Genomic DNA, 19,051 nt, shown 5'->3' with positions numbered 1-19,051 from the left:
CATGCCCCGTTTTTTCACACTCAACGGCGGCAGGGCCTGGAAAAATGTAAAGCCCCACAACCCACACCGTCAGTCAGTAGTACACGCCCAGTGCAAACAGACACACCAACCCTTGCGGCTGACTTCGTCTGTGTAGCCCACCTTCACCTCTCCTCCTGAACGTACAACGATGGTTTGTACAATCGAGAGCCCAAGGCCAGCGCCCTCTCCTGCGCTGTCCGTGCTGCGATAGAAGGGGTCGAAGACACGCCCCCATTCTTCCGGGGCGACACCTGGACCATCGTCACGCACACACAGCATGACCGTCCCGGCGCCCTGCTCAACAAACAATTCAACACGACCGGTCACTGGAGCGTGACGAATAGCGTTCTCCACAAGGTTCTTGATGACGGCCCTCAATTCAATTTCCCGCATGGGCAAGTAGACATCTTCACCTTCCAGGCCGATGTCGATCTGTTTCTGTTCGGCCAATGGCAGCAGGTCCTCCAGCACCAGCCGGCAGGCTTCATGCACTGACACAGCGCCTGGCGGCATATCGCCAAGCTGAGCACTTGCCAACGCCAACAGTTGCTCGATGAGCTTGCGGCTCCTGCCGATGCCCAGCCGCAATTGGGCCACTTGCGCCTGGGCGCGCGGTGACAGCGTTTCGGGCTCAAGGCCTTCGGCCTGAAGCGAGAGCGCAGTCAGGGGGGTACGCAGTTCGTGGGCCGCATCGGCGACAAAGCGTTTCTGGCTTTCAAGGGTTCGCTCCACTCGCCCCAGCAGCCGGTTTATCGCCTGTACGAATGGGCGTATCTCGTTGGCCAGCATACGCTCATCGATGGGGCGTAAATCCTGATCATCCCGGGTATCCAGCATTGTCGCCAATGCTCCGACAGGCCTGAACAGCTCACGAATCAAGTTGGACACCACGAGCAGCAAGATGGGAAACAGAATGGCAAATGGCAGCAATGCACGCCACGCGCTCTCGCGGGCATCGCGGTTTCGGCTGTCGATCTCCTGCACCACGGCAAAGCGCTTGCCGTGCAAGTCTTTGCGTACCAATACGCGAAAAGGCTCATTGCCTACGGTGACGGTAGACAACCCGTCGGCCACAGCGCCCGGCAAGGGCAACGGCAACTGGCTGTCATCCGTATGGCCGACCGCAAGGCCATCGGACAGATACTGGATCACGATGCGGGTTTCTTCATCGTCGCCCACCACAGGCTGCCCGCCGGCAGGGTAATTGAATGTCAGGCCCTGGCGCATGAACAAGGCCGCTACCTGACGCAAGCTGTTGTCCTGCAGCTCAAGCGCCTCATCGTAGGCCGAGAAGTAGCTGAATGCCCCGCTCAACGTTGCCACCAGCAGGATCGCAACCGACAGCGCCACCGACAGGCGCAGCTGCAGGGACTGACTCACGCGTCTTTTGAAACCCTCCATCCCAGCCCCCTGATATTACGGATCACATCCTTGCCCAGCTTGCGTCGCAATGCATGGATGATGAACTCCACGGCATTGCTTTCCACCTCGTTCCCCCAGCCGTAAAGCCGGTCCTCAAGGTCGCCACGCGACAAAATCGCCCCGGGGCGGATCAGCAAGGCCTGAAGCAAGGCAAACTCCCGGTTCGACAGCTGGACAGGCTGCTCGTCCAACACGCGAGCGCATTTGCTGACCGGGTCCAGGCTAAGCGTACCGTTGCTCAACTGGGGGCCCGCCCGCCCTCCCTTGCGGCGCATGTCCGCGCGCATCCTGGCAAGCAGCTCGGCCATTTCGAAAGGCTTTTGCAGAAAGTCATCTGCCCCGCCATCCAGACCACGCACACGGTCATCCAGCCCCGAGCGCGCGGTAATGATCAACAGCGGCACCGGGTTGTCGGCGGCGCGCAGGTGTTGCAGCAATTGCAGGCCATCCTGCCCAGGCAACCCAAGGTCGAGCAGCACCTGGTCATAGGGATGCGTGCGCAAGGCCGCTTCGGCCGCCTGGCCATCCGCGACCCAATCCACGGCATAACCCGCCGCCGCCAGCGCGTCTTGCAGCGCCTGGGCAATCATGCCGTCATCCTCGACCAGTAAAACGCGCATTGGCTTCCCCGATGTGAGCATGTGAGGGAACAATAGCCAAGCGCAAGGCCATTGCCACCTTTGCACTTCAGCCTTTTTGCTGCCCTTGCAAGCTGTCGAACGCCTTCAGAAGCGCATCCATGGCCGCCTTGCAGTCGCCTTGTCGGGGTTGGGTGGCGCGAAGCGCGTCCAGCGCCCGGTCAATGGCTTTGTCCAGAACATGCCAATCGCTCGCAGCGCGTGGCTTGATGCCGGCTTCGGCGTCATCCCAGCTTTTTTCGAGGTCCTTGATACGTGCCTTGGCCGCTGCCAGGTCCTGCCCATCGACCTTGGCCGCCACATCCTCGGCAATGCGCCGGAAGGTGCTCAGGTCTCCCAACCGGGTCGGTGCATGAACACCAGCGCCAGCCGCTTGCGTTTGCTCAGGCTTGGAGCAGCCTTGGGTCAACAGCACACCCGCCGCACAGGCGATAGCCGCCATGGTTTTGCTGAAACGGTTCGAAATCATGGGTAATTGCCTCATTATCAACGGGCGAGACGCTTGGACTGTTCGGTGCTGAACTGGGCAGCAGCGACCAGAATGAAGATGACGCAAAGGAAAAGCGCACTGGTCCAGGTGGCGCCCATACCGAGCCCACCGTAATCATGGGATTGCGTCAGCAGGTCACCCAGCGATGCGCCGAGCGGTCGCGTCAGGATGTAGGCCACCCAGAACACCAGGACAGTGTTGCCTCCCAGGCGCCAGGCGACCAGGCACACGGCAATGAGTGCGGCAAAGATCACAGTGCCAATACCAAAGCCCAAGCCAAGTGCCTCGGTTGCAAGATCGCCGCCGGCAGTGCCCAGTGCGAAGGTGCAAAGCACGGTGCTCCAATAGAACAGTTCGCGCCTTGCCGTCACGATCTGGCGTATGGAGAGGTTGCGTTCCACCGCGTACCAGACCACGAAGTTGGCAGCCAGCAGCACCGAGAATACCGCCGTGCTGGCGTACAGGCTGACGTCCAGTTCGTCCGTCAGGATGTCGGTAATCTGGGTACCCAGGATGCTCACCAGCACCACGCAAAGCCAGTAGATCCAGGGCTCGCACATGCGTTTGCGCAACTGCAAGGCCAACGCACCCGCCAGCAGCACTGCCATGACGGCGCTGGTAATGACCAGCCCCCAGCCGACGTCAACGGCAAGGAAGTCGGCAAACGTCTCGCCCACCGTGGTGGACATGATCTTGATGACCCAGAAGGACAGCGTCACTTCCGGCACTTTGTTGAGCCAACCTTTGCTTGAATGGTTCATCGGGCGTAACTCCTCAGGTCCCGTCAGGGGCTGAGCTGGAGGTTACGGATGAATACTTAGATGAGCCTGAGCGTCGCAAACGGGGCGCGAGAGCCTGTTGCCTCGCGCCCAGAGCCTTACAGGTCGTAACGCAGAGCCAGGCCGACTGTGCGAGGCGCACCGACGTCGAGAATGTCGCCGCTACGGTTGTTGGTGATGTACTCCTTGTCGAAGGCATTCTTCACAAAGCCGGACACCGAAATGTTGCGGGTGACCTTGTACTCGGTGTTGAAGTTGACCAACCAGTAGTTGTCGCTACGGCGCTCGTCAATGACTTGACCGGCAGCATCGAACTCATACTCCGACGGCGCGGTGCTCTGGTAGACGACATCGGTGTTCAAGGTCAGGCGGTCGTTCCAGCGGTAGGTGCCGCCCACCGACACCTTGTATTTGGGCGAATAGAGGAAGTCTTCACCGCTCATGTCACGACCATCGCCGGTGACGAAGTCCTTGTACTTGCCCGCTGTCACGGCAGCCCCCAGGTTCAGGGTCAGCTGTTCGCTGAAATCCTTTTCGACAAAGACTTCCAGGCCTTTGATATCACTGCTCCCGGCATTGAAGATGTGGGCGAACTGGGTATCCGGGTCAAGCACACTGACCTGCTGGTCCTTCCAGTCGGTGTAATAGAGGTTGGCCCGTGCGCGCAGGCTCTTGTCGAGGAACGCGCCACGGTAAGACAGCTCGTAGTTGGTGGTGTATTCCGGGTCGTAAGCCTCGTGGCCGCCACCGGCCCGCACGTTCACCCCACCACCGCGGTAGCCCTTCTGTACCATCAAGCCCAGGTACTGGTCTGCGGCCAGCTCATAGTCGAGACCGAGTTTGGGAAGCACGGCATCGAACGACTTGCTAACTTTGCCAGCACTGGAGAAGTCGTCCTGGTCAATGTCGGTGTCATTGGTTTCGTGGTCGTAGCGCAGCCCGGTAATCAGCGTCCAGCGCGGGACGAACGTCCAGTTGATTTCACCGAATACGGCCTTGTTCTCGATTTTGGTATCGCCTTTGACGGTACCGAACAGCTCGTCGTCGAACAACAACCGGTCATGGAAGTTGTTGGTGTTATGGCCGTAATAGGCCCCGACGAAGCTCTTCACCGTGTCTGACGTGTAGTTCAGCCGCAGCTCCTGGCTGAACAAATCTCCGTCCTGCTTGCGCAGAATGACCTGGTTATCGACAGCCGTCTGATCGAAGTCCAGCCGCGCACTGTAATCAGAGCTTGTATTGGCTGTCAGGCTGGTCAGCGACCAGTTGTCATCCAGGCGATAATCGACCTTGGCGCTGACGGTGTCCTGCTTGAGGTTGTCGAACGCCTGGGTGTTGGACGACATCTTGTAGTAACGCACCCGGTCGTTCTCGCGTAGCACCGAGTTGTCGCCCTGGCGATGCTCGTTGTGCGCGTAGGTCAGCAGCACTTCAAGGTCTTCGTTGGGCAGGATCAGCAGCTTGCCGCGGCCGTTGGTCGAACGGTTGGGGTTGGCATCGTCATTGCGTGCGACGTTGTCGATGTAACCATCGCCTTCGGTGTAATCCAGGGCGATGCGCCCCGCGATCTTGTCATCGACAATTGCCCCGCCACCGGCCACGGCGGCACCCCGTTCGCCGTAGTTGCCGACACTGGTTTGCGCCGAGAAGCTTGGGGTGAAGGTCGGGTTACGGGTCTGGATCACCACCGCACCGGCCAAGGAGTTGCGACCCTGGGTGGTCGACTGCGGGCCGAGGAACACCTCTACCTGTTCAGCGTCCCAGATTTGCGTCGGGGTGAAGGTCAACGCACGGTTGGGTTGCACGGCACCGTCTACGAATACCGATACCGCGCCATTGAGCGTGGCCGGCCCCTGGTCATCGAAGCCAGAAACCGGCACCCCACGAATACCCCAGTTTTCGTTACCGGCCTGCGTGTACACCCCCGGTGTGCGGGCGAATACATCGGCCAGGTCCTGGTCAGCCTTCTCGCGCAGTTGCTGCTCGGTCACCACAACCACGCTGGACTGCGTCTGCTCAAGGGTGCGGTTGATTTTTTCCCCGGTGACCGTAATCGGTGTCAATTCCACGGCAGCGGTCGGGTCTTGCGCCCAGGCGCTGTTAGCGAAACAGATTGCCGAGCCTACTGCCAACGCGATTGAATTTTTCTTGAATTCCACGCCCCGCTCCCTTGCGACAGATTTTTATGGTTTTTCTTGCGTTCTGCACGCTGCATTTCTGCAATTTGGCGGGAGTCTAATGCAAAAAAATCAACAAATAAATACGAATGATAGAGCATCTCATTAGCGACAAATGCGATGCCACCCAACCGCGAAAATACAGGTAACGAATACAGGCGTTTCGTGCTCACCTGGACAACGCGGCACTGCGGCGCTGCATCACCAGGTGCCGGGCTTTGTCGAAGGCCCAGTTGTACAGCACGGTGTAGGGCAGGATGATCACGAAGAAGCCCAGTTCCACCATGAACGCCTGCAGCAGCGAGATATCCAGCATCCACGCCGCCACCGGCAAGCACCACACCACCAGCCCGGCCTCGAAGCCCAGACCGTGCACAAAACGCGCACTGGCCTTCCAGTGGATACGCTCGGTTTGTACCCAGCGATCGACCAGCGCGTTGTAGACCATGTTCCACAGCATGGCGATCACCGACAGGGTGACCGCCAAGGCCCCCGCCGTCGCCAGCGATTTGCCCATTACCCAGGACAACAGCGGCGCGCACAACAACACCGCGAACACTTCGTAACCCACGGCGTGAACCAGGCGTTCGGTGAAAGACACGTTTTTCATTGCAAAATCCATCCATTGCGTAAGTCGTGCTTTCCATTTTCTTTGGTAAAACTGATACTCGCGACATAGCTACCATCGGTTTTATCAATACCATGCGCTACTCACCCGAAGCTCTGGTTGCCTTTGTCGAAGCCGCATCGCTCGGTTCGTTCTCCGCTGCGGCGCGCAAACTGCGCAAAAGCCAGTCCACCGTCAGCATTGCCATTGCCAATTTCGAGGCGGATATCGGTTGCCCGCTGTTCGACCGGGGTGGCCGCCACCCCACGCTGAATGAGGCAGGCCGACAGGTGCTGAGCCATGTGGAGGCCATTCTTGATGCCAGCGCCCAGCTCGATGCCTTGGCGGTGCGGCTGGCGGAAAACGTGGAGCCGCTGGTGTCGGTGGTGATGTCGGACAGCTACAGTGTCACCTTCCAGGGCGCGGTAATGGCCCGCTTCGCCGAGCACTATCCGCATACCGAATTGCGCTGCGGCCCGGCGGAGGACGCTGATGTGATCGACATGATCCAGCAGGGCCTGGCGCATGTCGGCATCCTTGCCACGCAACCCGGCTACCCCGCCGACGTTGCCGTTGCCCGCTTGCCCGAACAGGCGGAGTTTGGTGTGTACGTGGCCAGCGGGCACCCGCTGGCGGGCCTTGGGCAGGTGCAAACGCACCACCTCGAAAACGCGCGGCAACTGTACATCAAGACCTACGCCCCCAGCCTGCATCACGGCCGTGGTCAGGCTTGGTCGGCACCGGATTACCTCACGTTGCTGGAGTTCGCCGTGCGCGGGTTTGGCTGGGCCGAGCTGCCCAGGGCGCTGGTGGCAAGGTTTGGCACTGAGTTGGTGGAGTTGCAGATAGCGGGTTACCCGCGCCGTGTCGATATGGATGTGGCCTGGTCTAGCCGGCGGGCGTTGGGGCCAGCGGGGCAGTGGCTGGTACGGCAGATGCTGGGGCGGTAGCTCTCTTTCGCGCCCCTTGTGCACCAAAACGCAAGATCCAGTACACCCAACGACAAGCCTTCCCCCCACCCTCCCCCGTAGCCTGTCACCACGCGCCGCCCCGCTGCGGCACGCACCCAAAGCACAAGAACAAACGTTGGTGACCTATGCAGACAGTAGATCCGATCACCCTTGCGGTTGTCCGGGGTGCGCTGGAGACAGCGCAACGCGAAATGACCCTGACCCTGGAAAAGACCGGCCGGTCCAGTGTGTTCAACCTGGCCCACGACTATTCCAACTCGCTGTTCGACCACCTGCCGGAAATGATCCTGCAGGGCCAGGACATCCCCATTCACCTGGGCTCGCTGATCCCGGCCATGAAGTGCGTAGCCGAGTTCTTTGGCGACGACATCGCCGAAGGCGATGTGATCTACCACAACGACCCGGCCTACAAGGGCAGCCATATTCTCGACTGCTGCATGTACAAACCGGTGTACTACCAGGGCGAGCTGGTGTTCTGGACCGTGTGCAAGGGCCACCTGACCGACATCGGCGGCCCGGTGCCTGCCGGCTACAACCCCGACGCCAAGGAGATCTACGCCGAGGGCCTGCGCATTCCACCCGTCAAGCTGTGGGAAAAAGGCAAACGCCGCGAAGACGTGATCAACTTCATGCTCACCAACATGCGCGCACGCCCCTACCAGGAAGGCGACCTCAATGCCCAGTACGGCGCCTGCAAAGTGGGCGAGCGGCACTTGCTGGAGCTGCTCGACAAGTACGGCGTGGCCCAGGTGCGTGCCTGCATCGCCGAGCTGAAGAACATGGCCGACCGGCACATGCGCGCGCTGTTGCGCGACGTGCCGGACGGTGATTACAGCGGCACCGCCGTGCTCGAAGATGCCGGCCACGGCCTGGGCGAGCTGGCCATCACCGCCCATGTGCAGATTCGCGGTGACCAGGCCCATGTGCGCATCGACAGCCCGCCACAAGTGCCCTACTTCATCAACTCCTACGAGGGCAACTCGGTGTCGGGCGTGTACCTGGGGCTGATGATGTTCGCTCAGGTAGCGCCGCCCTACAACGAAGGCCTGTACCGCTGCGTCACGGTCGATGTCGGGCCCAGGGGTACCCTGTGCAACGCCGAAGAACCGGCACCCCACGTCAACTGCACCACCACGCCGATGGAAACACTGGCCGATGCCGTGCGCACTGCGCTGGAGCAAGCCTCGCCACAACGGGTTACGGCCTCCTGGGGGCATACCAGCGGTATCAACATCGCCGGCCATGACCCGCGCAACGGCAACAGCGAGTACGTGACCATGGTGCTGGCTTCGATCATTGCCGGTGCCGGTGCCAACAAGGTGATGGATGGCTGGCACGCGTGCGGCCCGCTGTGCTGCTTCGGCGCGCTGATGAGCGGTGACATCGAGCTGCTGGAACATGCCTACCCGGTGCTCATCCACCGCTACAGCCTGATGGCCGACAGTGGCGGCGCTGGCGAGTTTCGCGGTGGTTCGGGCACCCGGCTGGAGATCGAGCCGCTGGACCACGCCATGACCGTGGTCGGCTTCGGTGAAGGCCGGCAACTGCCCACCGCCGGGGCCGCCGGGGCACGCAATGCGCTGCTGGAGCCCAAGCTGGGCCGGCTGATCCACCGCCATGCCGATGGCAGCGAAGACCACTACACGCAAAACCCGATGCTCACCCTGCAGCCCGGTGAGCGAATCATCAACATCAACCCCGGTGGCGGTGGCTACGGCGACCCGCTGCGCCGGCCGATTGTCGCCGTCCTGCAAGACCTGCGCAACGGCCTGGTCTCGCCCCAGGGCGCAGCCCTGGAATACGGCGTGGTCGTCGATGCCGATGGCCAGCTGGATGAACCCGCAACCCGCCTTGCCCGCGCCCCGCACTGACCGGAGACCCATCATGCGCAACCAATATCGCCTGGGCATCGACGCCGGCGGCACCTTCACCGATTTCATCCTGGCCGACCGCGACGGCGGCGTGCAGCTGTTCAAGGCCCCGTCCACGCCGCAGGACGGCACCCTGGCCATTCGGGCCGGGCTGGCGCAGATCGCCGACGCCACCGGCCGCAGCCCGGCCGAGCTGATTGCCAACTGTGACCTGTGCATCAACGGCACCACCGTAGCCCTCAACGCGCTGATCGAGCGTACCGGGGTCAAGGTGGGCCTGCTGTGCACCGAGGGCCATGAAGACAGCCTGGAAATCCGCCTGGGGCACAAGGAAGAAGGCCACCGCTACGACGCCCATTATCCGCCAGCGCACATGCTCGCCCCCCGCCACCTGCGCCGCCCGATTGGTGGCCGCATCCTCGGCGATGGCCGTGAGCACAGCCCGCTGGACGAACGCGCCATCCACGCCGCCATCGACTACTTCCGTGCCGAAGGCGTAGAGGCCGTGGCCATTTCCTTCCTGTGGTCGGTGCGCAACCCCAGCCATGAGCAGCGTGCCGCCGAGCTGGTGCGGGCAGCCCTGCCCGGGGTATTCGTCTGCACGGGCTGCGAGGTGTTTCCGCAGATTCGCGAGTACACCCGCACCTCCACCACGGTGGTCAACGCCTACCTCAGCCCGGTGATGGCCCGCTATGTGGCGCGCATCGACAGCCTGTTCCACGAGCTTGGCGTGCAACAACCGGTGCGTTACTTCCAGTCCAACGGTGGCCTGGCGCCGGGGCACCTGATGCGTGAGCGCGCGGTCAATGCCATCAACTCCGGCCCAGCCTCGGCGCCACAGGCCGGGCTGGCCGTGGCACGGCCATTCGGTATCGACAACGTCATTACCGTGGACATGGGGGGCACCTCGTTCGACATCACCCTGACCAACGCCGGGCGCACCAACTTCAGCAAGGATGTGGACTTCCTGCGCCAGCGCATTGGCGTGCCGATGATTCAGGTGGAGACGCTGGGTGCCGGCGGCGGCTCCATCGCCCACCTGGACGAGTTCGGCATGCTGCAGGTCGGCCCGCGCAGCGCCGGTGCCATGCCGGGGCCCGTGTGCTACGGCAAAGGCGGCAGTGAGCCCACGGTAACCGACGCCAACCTGGCGCTGGGCTACCTCCCGGATGGTGCACTGTTGGGCGGCAGCATCCGCCTGAACCGCCAGGCCGCACTGGATGCCATACGCAGCAAGATCGCCGAGCCACTGGGCATCAGCGTGGAACGGGCGGCGTTCGGCATCACCACATTGGTGAACCTGAACATGGTCAACGGCATTCGCCGCGTATCCATTGAGCGCGGCCACGACCCACGCGACTTCGCCCTGATTGGCGCAGGCGGTGCGGCGGGCATGCACGTGGTGCGTCTGGCCGAGGAAATCGGCATGCAGACCGTGCTGATCCCCAAGGTGGCCTCGGGCTTGTGTGCGTTCGGCCAGATCCTGTCCGATGTACGTTACGACCAGCTCACCAGCCTGTCGATGCGCCTGGACGCCGGGCACGTGAACCTCGAGCAACTCAACCAGGCCCTTGCCGAATTGCGCCAGCAAGGCCTGGCCAACTTGCGCCAAGACGGCTTTGGCGACCAGGCCAGCAGTTGCCACTACACCCTGGAAATGCGCTACCAGGGGCAGATCCATGAATGCAGCGTGGAGCTGGCGCAGCATGCCCTGGATGAAGCAGGCCTGGCCGCGCTGATCAACCGCTTCCACAGCCGCCACCAGACCCTGTACTCGTACAGCGAACCCGACAGCCCGGTGGAACTGGTGAACCTGGAGTGTTCGGTGATCGGCCACCTGCCACGCCCACCGCAACCTGAGTTGCAAGGCCCGGCCGAACCGCCGGCAGCCACCCCGCAAAGCGTCCGGCCGATGCTGTTCAGCGCCGACGGCGCGTGGCAACCCACGCCCGTGTTCAACGGCAATCGCCTGCTGCCGGGGCAGACCGTGCAGGGCCCCTGCGTGATCGAGGAAGACACCACCAACATCGTCTTGCCGCCGGGCTGGCAGGCGCGCCTGGAGCCTTCGGCCACCTACCGGGTGACACGCGGGGCTTGATCAAACGGTTGGCGTGCGCCGATCATGGGCCTGAAAGCCGCCTGGCAGCCTCGCGCTGCCGGGCGGTTTGCACAATAACAAGAGCTGCTTGAGTAGCTTGCCTGCAGTTCCTTTTTTCAATGCTGCCCTCTTTGAAAAAGGACCCACCATGCCCACAGAACTCTCGACCCACGGCTGGGCTCAGCCGGAGCGCCAGGCGCGCTGGGCCGAAGCCATCAGTGACACCTATTTCCCATTGAGCCTGCAGTTTGCCGCCGAACAGCCGTTCAATGGCCACCTGCAGCGCTGGAGCACGCCCAGCACGCCGCTCAGCCTGTCGCGCCTGCGCTCCAGCCCGTTGGGCTACTCGCGCAGCAAGGCGCACATCGGCCAGGACCATGAAGCGTTCTACCTGGTGACCGTGCCGCACAGCAGCGAGGTGCACTTCGAACAGGACGGCCACCCGATCAGTTGTCGCCCGGGTGGTTTCATCGTCGAGCGCGGCGACGCCCCCTACCGCTTCCATTACGGCACACAAAACGACCTGTGGGTGCTCAAGCTGCCTGAGCAGGCACTCAAGGCCAACTTGCTGGGGCACAAACGCTATACCCGGCATTGCTTCGATGCCAGCCAGGGCCTGGGGCGCATCTTCGTCGAACAGCTGGACCTGTGCGCCCGCCATTTCGATGCCAGCCCTGTGGCTGCCCGGCATCTGCTGCTGGAACAGGCCTCGGCCACCCTGTTGCTGGCCCTGCAACAGGACGACCGCGTACTGGGCAGCGAAGGCAGCAACCTCAGCACCCTGCACCTGACGCGGGTGGAGCAGTACGTGCTGCAACATCTGGGCGACCCCGAACTCACGCCACAAACCATCGCCAGCGCCTGCGGGCTGTCGTTGCGTTACCTGCACAAGCTGTTCGCGATCACGCCCTATACCCTTGGCGAATGGGTGCGCCTGCAACGCCTGGAGGCTGTGCACCGGCAACTGCGCGACCCGTATTGCCACCTGGCCATTGGCGAACTGGCGTTCCGCTGGGGCTTTGCCGATCAGGCGCAGTTCACCCGCGCATTTCGCCAGCAATTTGGGTGCACGGCACGGGAGGTCAGGGCTGCGCGTACGCACTGAACGGTGCAAGCGGCGGTCACTGCGCGACCGGAGTCAGTCTTCGGCCGCCACGTCCACCACCTGCCAACTGTCATCCGGGTCGAAGCGTTTCATCGCCTTGGCCAGCCTGTCGCCCTGTGGCCCGAGGTCTTTCTCGAACACCTGGCCGTCGTGGCTGATCATGAAGCTCATCACCCCAGTGTCGTCGTACCTGGCCGGCCAGGCGACCATGGCGAAACCACGGCTCATCTGGTTGCCTATCAGGTAGCTGTAGGCGCCGCCAGGGGCAGAGGGGCCTTGTGCATCGAGGATGCGGAAGTGGTAGCCGTACCAGTCATCACCAACCACATCCTGGCCGAACAGCGGGCCCAACGGGCTTACCTCGCCGTCGCCATCCTCGTCCCAGTACAGCCCGTCATGTTTGCCGGGCTCGCTGAAGATTTTCTGCGCGTACTCCAGCGCACCGTTGCCGTTGTGGTCCTCGGTGGCGTAGTCCATTTGCGCATCGTGATAAGCCAGCAACGACTGCAACACCCCCAGTTCGTTGCGGCCGATGCGCCGGGCGCGGATTTCGGCGCTGCCGGCCTTGAGGTCGAACCGCCAACCCTGGCTGCTTTTGGTCAAAGGAATAGGCAAGGTCCAGTGATCACTGCCCACCGCCAGAATGGCCTTGCCCTCGCCCGTCCTGTCGATGGTGTGCTGCGCACCGTACTGCGCGAGGAAGGTGTCCACGTCGCTGCGCTGCACACCACCACGCGGTATGTAGGTACGCCAGTCATCGCCCAGCAATTGCGCCAGGCGGGCTTCATCCGGTTTTTCCGCGCCCAGTGCCGTAACGAAGGACGCCACAGCCTTCTCCGGCGTTGGAAAGGTTTCTTGAGCAGCCGCCAGGCAGGACCAGGCCAGGCTCGCAATGAACAGCAACCCTGCAAATGCTGGACGGTTCATCGACGGCCACCTCCGCCGCGACGCATGGGCGCACTGGGTCGGGAGATCGGGTGTCCGGCGGCACGTGAGGTGTTCGGGCGCTGAGCGAAGGACTGGCTGGTGCGACCACGGTTAGCCTGCAGGTTGGTACGTGAAGGCGAGCGTACGCCGTCAAACGCATTGTTACGTGCCCGGCCGGCGGTATTGGCGGGTCGGTTCTGGGCCACTTGCCGGCCTTGGGCTGTGCGGGGTTCCTGCCGACGCTCGGCGACCCTCGGGTTGTCGGCACGCGATTGCATACGGTTACCCACCGCGTTGCCCGTCTGCGCCTCACGCATTTGCTGACGCGCCTGGCGGTTGCTGGTGGCGGGCCGTTCAATACCGGCCCGGTCCATCGAGGCCCTGGCCTTGTCCCGTGCCTGGGCACGCTGTACGTCGTCGCCACGGAAGGCCGTGCGCTGGGTGGCACCGTCCAGCTGGCGGCCATACTGCTGGCGGCTGCGGGCATCACGGTAAGGCACGCCATCGCGGTTGGCTGCGTTGTGCTGCCATTTGTTCTGGTTGTTGGTGATGCGGTTGTTGGCGTTGATGTTGTTGTAACGGTTGACGTCGATATCGATGTCGTTGTTGCCCCAGTCACAGTCGCCCCAGAGCGAAGCCACAATCGCCACGCCGGTCCCGAAGGCCAGGCCGGCCACCAGCGCGGAGCCGGGGTAGTACATCGGCGGTGGCGGGTAGTATACCGGCGGCGAGGCCGGATAGGCCCAGGTGCCATACACCGTGGTCGGGTTGTAGCTGGGCACGTACACCACCTGCGGGTCGGCCGGCTGGATGACGATGGTGGACGGCGCGCTGCTGGCCGCCTGTGTCGACGGGGCAGCCTGCACAGTCACGTTCTGGTACTGGTTGCTTTGCAGGTTGCCGGCAGCCTGTGCCTGATGGCGCAAGCGCTGCACGGCGCCCATGACATCGTCGGGTTGCGCCAGGAAGGCATCACCGAGGCGCTGCACCCACACCGGGTCCTGGCCGAGGGTCGCCAGCAGCTGCGGGAAAGCCACCAGCGCTTGCACGCTTGGGTCCCAGGGCTGCTTCGCCACTTGTTTGACCGCGTCGTCACCCGAGGCTTTGGGGTTGGCCTTGGACCAGGTCACGGCTTCACTCACCTGCCCCGGGTAAGTGGCTGCCATCAGTACCTGGGCCAGCAGCGCATCGGGGTACAAGGCAACCGGCGCCAGCATCTGGTCCAGTTGCTCCTGGGTGAAGACCGGGTCTTTGGTCAATACCGTTTCGCTTTGCGGGGCCGGATCAGGCGCCGGTACGTCTTGCGCCAACGCCAGGCCGGGCGCGGCGTGCAGGCACAGGAGCGCCGACAGGAAAGCAAACAATGGCATGCGCATCGCTTTTCCCCATGAGGTCTGACCGCGTGGGTTAAGCGTAGCCATGCTGGCGGTTTTGGCCAGGTGTCGAAAGCCCGCCCGGTTCATCGATAGTCACTATCGAGCAGGGCAATTTCTACCGGGCGCCTTGGCCTAATAACCTTGCTCCATCGACTCGCCGCCCACGACCCCGGCCCTTGGAGCTACCCCGATGAACACCCTGGCCCGCCTGCTTTTCGCCACCTTCGCCGTTTTTGCCATCGCCATCATGAGCGGCTGTGCCAGCCACCCGGAACTGCGCCCTTACACAGCCGAAGAAACCCGCCAGTTGCAGTTGGAAGCGCTACAGCGTCGCGGTCTTTCCCTTGACGACTACGAGCAGCAACGGCGGATCATCCAGCGCGCAGGCAACCTGCCTGTAGTAACGGAAGCGACCGACGCAGACCGTTCGACCAGAGGCTAAGCGGCCCCTACCCACCCATTCTTCATCTCGCACTAACGTCGCGGTGCCAGAGCAAGCGCAATGCCACCCAGCACCACCACGCACGCAATCAGCAAGCGCAGCGATAGCGGCTCACCAATCAGAGCAACACCGCCCAGAGCGGCAATCACAGGCACACTGAGTTGCAGGGTTGCAGCCTGTTGCGCACTGACCTGCCTGACCACGCCATACCACACGGCGTAACCCGCGCCAGAAGCCAGCACCCCTGAACCCAGCGCATACCACAAGCCAAACGGTGTGAGGTGCGGGCCGGCCCCCACCAACAGCATCGGTAACAGCAGCACCAGGCAAGGCAGGCTGCGGGTAAAATTGCCGGCGGTGTCGGCCAGCGGCCTGGGGGAGCCTTTGCCCAGCAGCGTGTAGACACCCCAGGCCACGCCAGACAACCCCATCAGCAAGGCACTGGCCAACGGCGGCGCAGCGGCGCCGGGCAACAGCAGCACCAGTAGGCCGGCAAACGCGATCAGCATGCCCAGCAGCATACGCGCCGAGATGTGTTCGCCCTTGTACCAGGCAAAGCCGAACATGGTGATTTGCACGGCACCGAACAGCAGCAGCGCACCGGCTCCTGCACCCAGTTGCAGGTAGGCGGCAGAGAACAGGAACGCGTACAGGAACAGCGCCAGGCCGCCACGCCAGCTGCCGCCCATGGCCAACGCAGGTCTGCGCAGGCGGATGAGCAGCAGCAGGAACAATGCACCACTGGCCAGACGCACCACGGTGAAAGAAGCCGGGTCGATAGCCCCATCCTTCAACGCCAGCCGGCAAAACACCGAATTGGCGGCGAAGGCCACCAGGCTGAAGAGGGCAGGCCAGACCCAGGCGCGAGCCTTGCGGTCGGTAAGCGCAGTGCTGCCGGTGCTCATGGTGTGGTCACCTCTGAGGGAAGCTTGTTGTTATAGCGGCAATGTAGTCACGACCAGTGCCGATATACAAGATACTTCCCCAGGCGTTGGCTGGCACCGGCCACGCCAAGGTTCGCTCAGCGACTGTTAACGCGTCATTGCAGTGCTGCCACAGCCTCGATTTCCACCAGCATGCCGTCCAGCGCCAGCCGTGGCACCGGGATCAGGGTGCAGGTCGGTTTCAAATACGGCCCCCACGCCCTGTCCGCCTCCGCTACCCATTGGCGCAGGCGCGCTTCGGAATGCTCGACAATCAGCAAGGTCAGCTTGAACACCTGGGCCAGGCTGGCGCCTTTGGATGCCAACGCCAGCTCCAGGTTGGCCAGCGCCTGGCGGGCCTGTTCGGCAAACAGAGGCGACAGCTGGCCATCGCTGCCCTCCCCGCCTTGGCCGGCGATGAACAACAGCCGACTGTCGGCGCGTACCTCGGCGACGTGGGAATAGGCATTGCCACTGGGATCGTAAAGGCCCTCAGGGTTGCTCAGCTGGAATACGGCTGGATGGGTCACGACATGCCCTCGATCGGATGGAAGAGTGGCGGAGTATCGGACCTTAAGTTAACTCGAGGTCAAGCGCAGCGTAGGACGTTTCGCACAGAAGGCGAACTGATGTGAACCACGCGTCTGTTTGCGCGGCGGCCGTCACGCGCTAGATTGCCAGCCCCGGCATGGAGGCCTGAATCCAACAAGGAAAAGCGCATGAGTAATTTTGATTTCCAGCTGGCCTATACCATCAAGCCGCACACCGCACGCGATGACGCCGATGCCGCCCAGGCACGGGTGCATCTACGGGAAAATCTCGGCCTGGGCACCGTTGAGCACATTGAAACCACCTTGCTTGGGACGGTCGAACTCAAGGGCTCCACTCTTGCAGAGCGCAAGCGCGAGGCTGAGAAACTGATTCACGAATATATTCATAATGCGCTCAAGCAGCTGCGTGTGCTGTCTACCGTGAAATTCTACGGCTGCCTGATGGTGAACGGGCTAGGCCCCGCCATACGCTTCGACATCCTGCCCAAGTGAGCCTCACAGGCATCAGGCGCCCCCGCGCCTGATGCCGGACACCGTCACTTTTCCTGCAGTACCGCCCTGCCCTTCACCGCCCTGGGCCCGCGCCATGCCCAGAACAACAACCCGGGGAATGGCGCATACACCACGAAGACGACCCACAGCATCTTGCGTTCGGCGCGCCGATCACTGCCAATGATGTGCCAGATCGCCCAGACCTCCAGCAGGATGACGAAGGCCGCGATAATGATCCAGATCGTTCCGATTTCCATGAGCGCTCTCCCATTTGGCATGTAATGGGTTGGGTTTCAGCAAGCGCCGAGGGTTCAGATTGTTTTCCCTCCTCCGGCAGGAGCGGAGCTTCGCAATCATCACCGCAAGCGATTGCCTGAACACGACCTGAAATACGACACGCCCACCCGGGTGATTGTCTTTCCCCCAGCCAGCCGCCACACTCTGCGGGCCAACCAGGAAGCGGAGACCAGAGTGCCCACGCCACGTCAGTTCAGCAAGAAGACCAGTACCAGCAACATGCTGCGGCTGAAATCCACCAGCGCCAATGCCCAGGCCCCGTACAGGGTCGACTTCGTCTTGCTCGAACATTTCTCGATGGCCAGCTTTACCGTCGCCATGGATGTGCTGGTCACCGCCAACCTGCTGCGTGCGGACAGCTTCCGGTTCACCCCGCTGTCGATGGATGGCGACCGGGTGCTCAGCGACCTGGGGCTGGAGCTGGTGGCCACCGAGCTGTCCGCCGAGGCGCTGAAGGAGCTGGACTTGCTGGTGATCTGCGGCGGCCTGCGCACGCCCCTGAAATACCCGGAACTCGACCGCCTGCTGGACGACTGCGCGGCCCACGGCATGGCCCTGGGTGGCCTGTGGAACGGCGCCTGGTTCCTTGGCCGCGCCGGGGTGCTGGACGACTACGGTTGCAGCATCCACCCCGAACAGCGCGCCAGCCTGTCCGAACGCAGCCCGCAAACGCGCATCACCCCGGCCAGCTTCACCCTCGACCGCGACCGCCTCAGCGCCGCCAGCCCCAACGGTGCCATGGAGCTGATGCTGGGCCTGGTACGTCGGCTGTATGGTGATGGCCTGGCCGAAGGCGTGGAAGAAATCCTGTCATTCTCCGGAGCGCGTTACCGTCAGGTTGGGCCGGGGGCGAAGAAGTCCATGAGCCTGCACCTGCGCACCATCGTCGAACTGATGGAAAACAACCTGGAGGAAACCCTCAGCCTCGACCAGCTGGCCGCCTACAGCGGGCGCTCGCGACGGCAGATCGACCGGCTGTTCCAGGCCCAGCTGGGCACGTCGCCGCGGCGCTACTACATGGAGCTGCGCATCACCAAAAGCCGCCGCCTGCTGCAGTATTCCGACCTGTCGGTGATGGAAGTGGCAGTGGCCTGCGGGTTTGTTTCGGTGTCGCATTTCAGCAAGTGCTATGCGGCCTACTTCGGCTACCCGCCGTCGCGGGAGCAGCGGCTGGGCGAGTGAGCGCCGTTCAGGCGCGTATGTAACGCAGCACGGCGTCGCAGATCATGGCTTTGTGGCGCAGCTTGATCTCGTCATCCAACAGGTCGATCTGGAAGATCTCGCCAAAAGTATGGCGGTTCGACACCCGGTAGAAGCAGAACGAGCTCATCAGCATGTGCAGGTCGATCACTTCGATGCCGCCACGGAAAACCCCTTCCTGCACACCACGGCGCAGGGTGTTACCCAACGCTTCGAGCACCAGGCTGCTCATTTCACGAATGGCCGGCGACTGCTTGACGTACTCGCCATAGTGGATGTTTTCAGTGCAGATGATTCGCACGAAATCGACGTTGCGGTCGTGGTGATCGAAGGTGAACTCAACCAGACGACGAATCGCCTGCTCGGCCGGCAGCGATTCCAGGTCCAGGCTTTGCTCGGTCTTGCGGATGTCGCCATACAGCTTGATCAGGCACTCGCAGTACAACTGCTCCTTGCTGCCGAAGTAGTAGTAGATCATGCGCTTGGAGGTGGCAGTGCGTTCGGCGATGGCGTCGACGCGGGCGCCGGCCAGCCCTTGCTGGACGAACTCGTTGATGGCCGCCTGGAGGATATCCTCGCGCGTTTTCTCGGGGTTGTTCTTGCGCGTTCTGCGCCCCCCTTCGGTTTCAGGCTGGCCGAGGCCAACTACGGAATCACTCATACC

19 protein-coding genes are annotated in these 19,051 nt (G+C 62.7%); 7 read left to right on the top strand and 12 right to left on the bottom strand.

Annotated elements, in window-relative coordinates; translation table 11 throughout:
* Nucleotides 1-69 precede the first annotated feature (69 nt).
* The 6 genes from N436_RS26395 to N436_RS26370 form a co-directional block, all read right to left on the bottom strand.
* Entirely contained in the window at nucleotides 70-1,422 is a 1,353-nt protein-coding gene (locus N436_RS26395; RefSeq protein WP_110742354.1) for a HAMP domain-containing sensor histidine kinase, read from the bottom strand.
* Nucleotides 1,398-2,063: a response regulator gene (locus tag N436_RS26390; protein ID WP_110742353.1), complete on the bottom strand. Its 666-nt coding sequence runs from the start codon at nucleotides 2,061-2,063 to the stop codon at nucleotides 1,398-1,400. Before N436_RS26390 ends, N436_RS26395 begins: the two co-directional genes overlap by 25 nt.
* Nucleotides 2,064-2,130: 67 nt before the next feature.
* On the bottom strand, nucleotides 2,131-2,550 hold the full coding sequence (locus tag N436_RS26385) for a hypothetical protein (protein WP_110742352.1): 420 nt from the start codon (nucleotides 2,548-2,550) through the stop codon (nucleotides 2,131-2,133).
* 17 nt (nucleotides 2,551-2,567) lie between these two features.
* Nucleotides 2,568-3,332, bottom strand: a complete 765-nt coding sequence (locus N436_RS26380; protein ID WP_110742351.1) for a hypothetical protein — start codon at nucleotides 3,330-3,332, stop codon at nucleotides 2,568-2,570.
* Nucleotides 3,333-3,448: 116 nt separating this feature from the next.
* On the bottom strand, nucleotides 3,449-5,509 hold the full coding sequence (locus tag N436_RS26375) for a TonB-dependent receptor (RefSeq protein WP_110742350.1): 2,061 nt from the start codon (nucleotides 5,507-5,509) through the stop codon (nucleotides 3,449-3,451).
* Between the two features lie 187 nt (nucleotides 5,510-5,696).
* A complete protein-coding gene (locus N436_RS26370) occupies nucleotides 5,697-6,137 on the bottom strand; it encodes a multidrug/biocide efflux PACE transporter (RefSeq protein WP_110742349.1) in 441 nt (146 codons plus the stop codon).
* Between the two features lie 92 nt (nucleotides 6,138-6,229).
* Between N436_RS26370 and N436_RS26365 the strand changes: the two genes are divergently transcribed.
* The 4 genes from N436_RS26365 to N436_RS26350 all read left to right on the top strand — a co-directional run bounded on the left by N436_RS26365 (nucleotide 6,230) and on the right by N436_RS26350 (nucleotide 12,179).
* Nucleotides 6,230-7,084: a LysR family transcriptional regulator gene (locus N436_RS26365; protein WP_110742370.1), complete on the top strand. Its 855-nt coding sequence runs from the start codon at nucleotides 6,230-6,232 to the stop codon at nucleotides 7,082-7,084.
* Between the two features lie 146 nt (nucleotides 7,085-7,230).
* Entirely contained in the window at nucleotides 7,231-8,976 is a 1,746-nt protein-coding gene (locus N436_RS26360) for a hydantoinase B/oxoprolinase family protein (RefSeq protein WP_110742348.1), read from the top strand.
* A 13-nt stretch (nucleotides 8,977-8,989) separates the two neighbouring features.
* Nucleotides 8,990-11,074 (top strand): hydantoinase/oxoprolinase family protein, encoded by a 2,085-nt coding sequence (locus N436_RS26355; protein ID WP_110742347.1) that lies wholly within the window; start codon nucleotides 8,990-8,992, stop codon nucleotides 11,072-11,074.
* A 148-nt stretch (nucleotides 11,075-11,222) separates the two neighbouring features.
* A complete protein-coding gene (locus N436_RS26350; protein ID WP_110742346.1) occupies nucleotides 11,223-12,179 on the top strand; it encodes a helix-turn-helix domain-containing protein in 957 nt (318 codons plus the stop codon).
* Between the two features lie 33 nt (nucleotides 12,180-12,212).
* Here the strand turns inward: N436_RS26350 and N436_RS26345 are convergent, their stop codons facing one another.
* A complete protein-coding gene (locus N436_RS26345) occupies nucleotides 12,213-13,106 on the bottom strand; it encodes a DUF2950 domain-containing protein (protein WP_110742345.1) in 894 nt (297 codons plus the stop codon).
* Nucleotides 13,103-14,482, bottom strand: coding sequence for a DUF3300 domain-containing protein (locus N436_RS26340; protein WP_110742344.1), 1,380 nt, complete (start codon nucleotides 14,480-14,482; stop codon nucleotides 13,103-13,105). Before N436_RS26340 ends, N436_RS26345 begins: the two co-directional genes overlap by 4 nt.
* Before the next feature lie 190 nt (nucleotides 14,483-14,672).
* On the opposite strand from N436_RS26340, the gene N436_RS26335 reads away from it, so the two are divergent.
* The gene (locus N436_RS26335) at nucleotides 14,673-14,924 is read left to right on the top strand and encodes a hypothetical protein (protein ID WP_110742343.1); all 252 of its coding nucleotides are present in this window, start codon (nucleotides 14,673-14,675) and stop codon (nucleotides 14,922-14,924) included.
* Between the two features lie 32 nt (nucleotides 14,925-14,956).
* On the opposite strand, the gene N436_RS26330 is transcribed toward N436_RS26335, so the two are convergent.
* Both N436_RS26330 and N436_RS26325 read right to left on the bottom strand, forming a co-directional pair.
* Nucleotides 14,957-15,829, bottom strand: a complete 873-nt coding sequence (locus N436_RS26330) for a DMT family transporter (protein WP_110742342.1) — start codon at nucleotides 15,827-15,829, stop codon at nucleotides 14,957-14,959.
* A 134-nt stretch (nucleotides 15,830-15,963) separates the two neighbouring features.
* Entirely contained in the window at nucleotides 15,964-16,377 is a 414-nt protein-coding gene (locus N436_RS26325; protein ID WP_110742341.1) for a RidA family protein, read from the bottom strand.
* Nucleotides 16,378-16,566: 189 nt separating this feature from the next.
* On the opposite strand from N436_RS26325, the gene N436_RS26320 reads away from it, so the two are divergent.
* On the top strand, nucleotides 16,567-16,890 hold the full coding sequence (locus tag N436_RS26320; RefSeq protein WP_105947536.1) for a hypothetical protein: 324 nt from the start codon (nucleotides 16,567-16,569) through the stop codon (nucleotides 16,888-16,890).
* Nucleotides 16,891-16,934: 44 nt separating this feature from the next.
* Here N436_RS26320 and N436_RS26315 read toward each other — a convergent pair whose 3' ends face one another.
* Nucleotides 16,935-17,147: a PLDc N-terminal domain-containing protein gene (locus tag N436_RS26315; protein WP_105947535.1), complete on the bottom strand. Its 213-nt coding sequence runs from the start codon at nucleotides 17,145-17,147 to the stop codon at nucleotides 16,935-16,937.
* A gap of 214 nt (nucleotides 17,148-17,361) precedes the next feature.
* Between N436_RS26315 and N436_RS26310 the strand changes: the two genes are divergently transcribed.
* On the top strand, nucleotides 17,362-18,369 hold the full coding sequence (locus N436_RS26310; RefSeq protein ID WP_016713912.1) for a GlxA family transcriptional regulator: 1,008 nt from the start codon (nucleotides 17,362-17,364) through the stop codon (nucleotides 18,367-18,369).
* Nucleotides 18,370-18,376: 7 nt separating this feature from the next.
* Here N436_RS26310 and N436_RS26305 read toward each other — a convergent pair whose 3' ends face one another.
* Nucleotides 18,377-19,048, bottom strand: a complete 672-nt coding sequence (locus N436_RS26305) for a TetR/AcrR family transcriptional regulator (protein WP_019096306.1) — start codon at nucleotides 19,046-19,048, stop codon at nucleotides 18,377-18,379.
* Between the last annotated feature and the right edge of the window lie 3 nt (nucleotides 19,049-19,051).

This window comes from Pseudomonas sp. RV120224-01b, from assembly GCF_003208145.1.
Classification (GTDB): Bacteria; Pseudomonadota; Gammaproteobacteria; order Pseudomonadales; family Pseudomonadaceae; genus Aquipseudomonas; species Aquipseudomonas monteilii.
The sequence above is the reverse complement of the archived record's forward strand: the minus strand, read 5'-3'. Positions and strand labels throughout refer to the sequence as shown.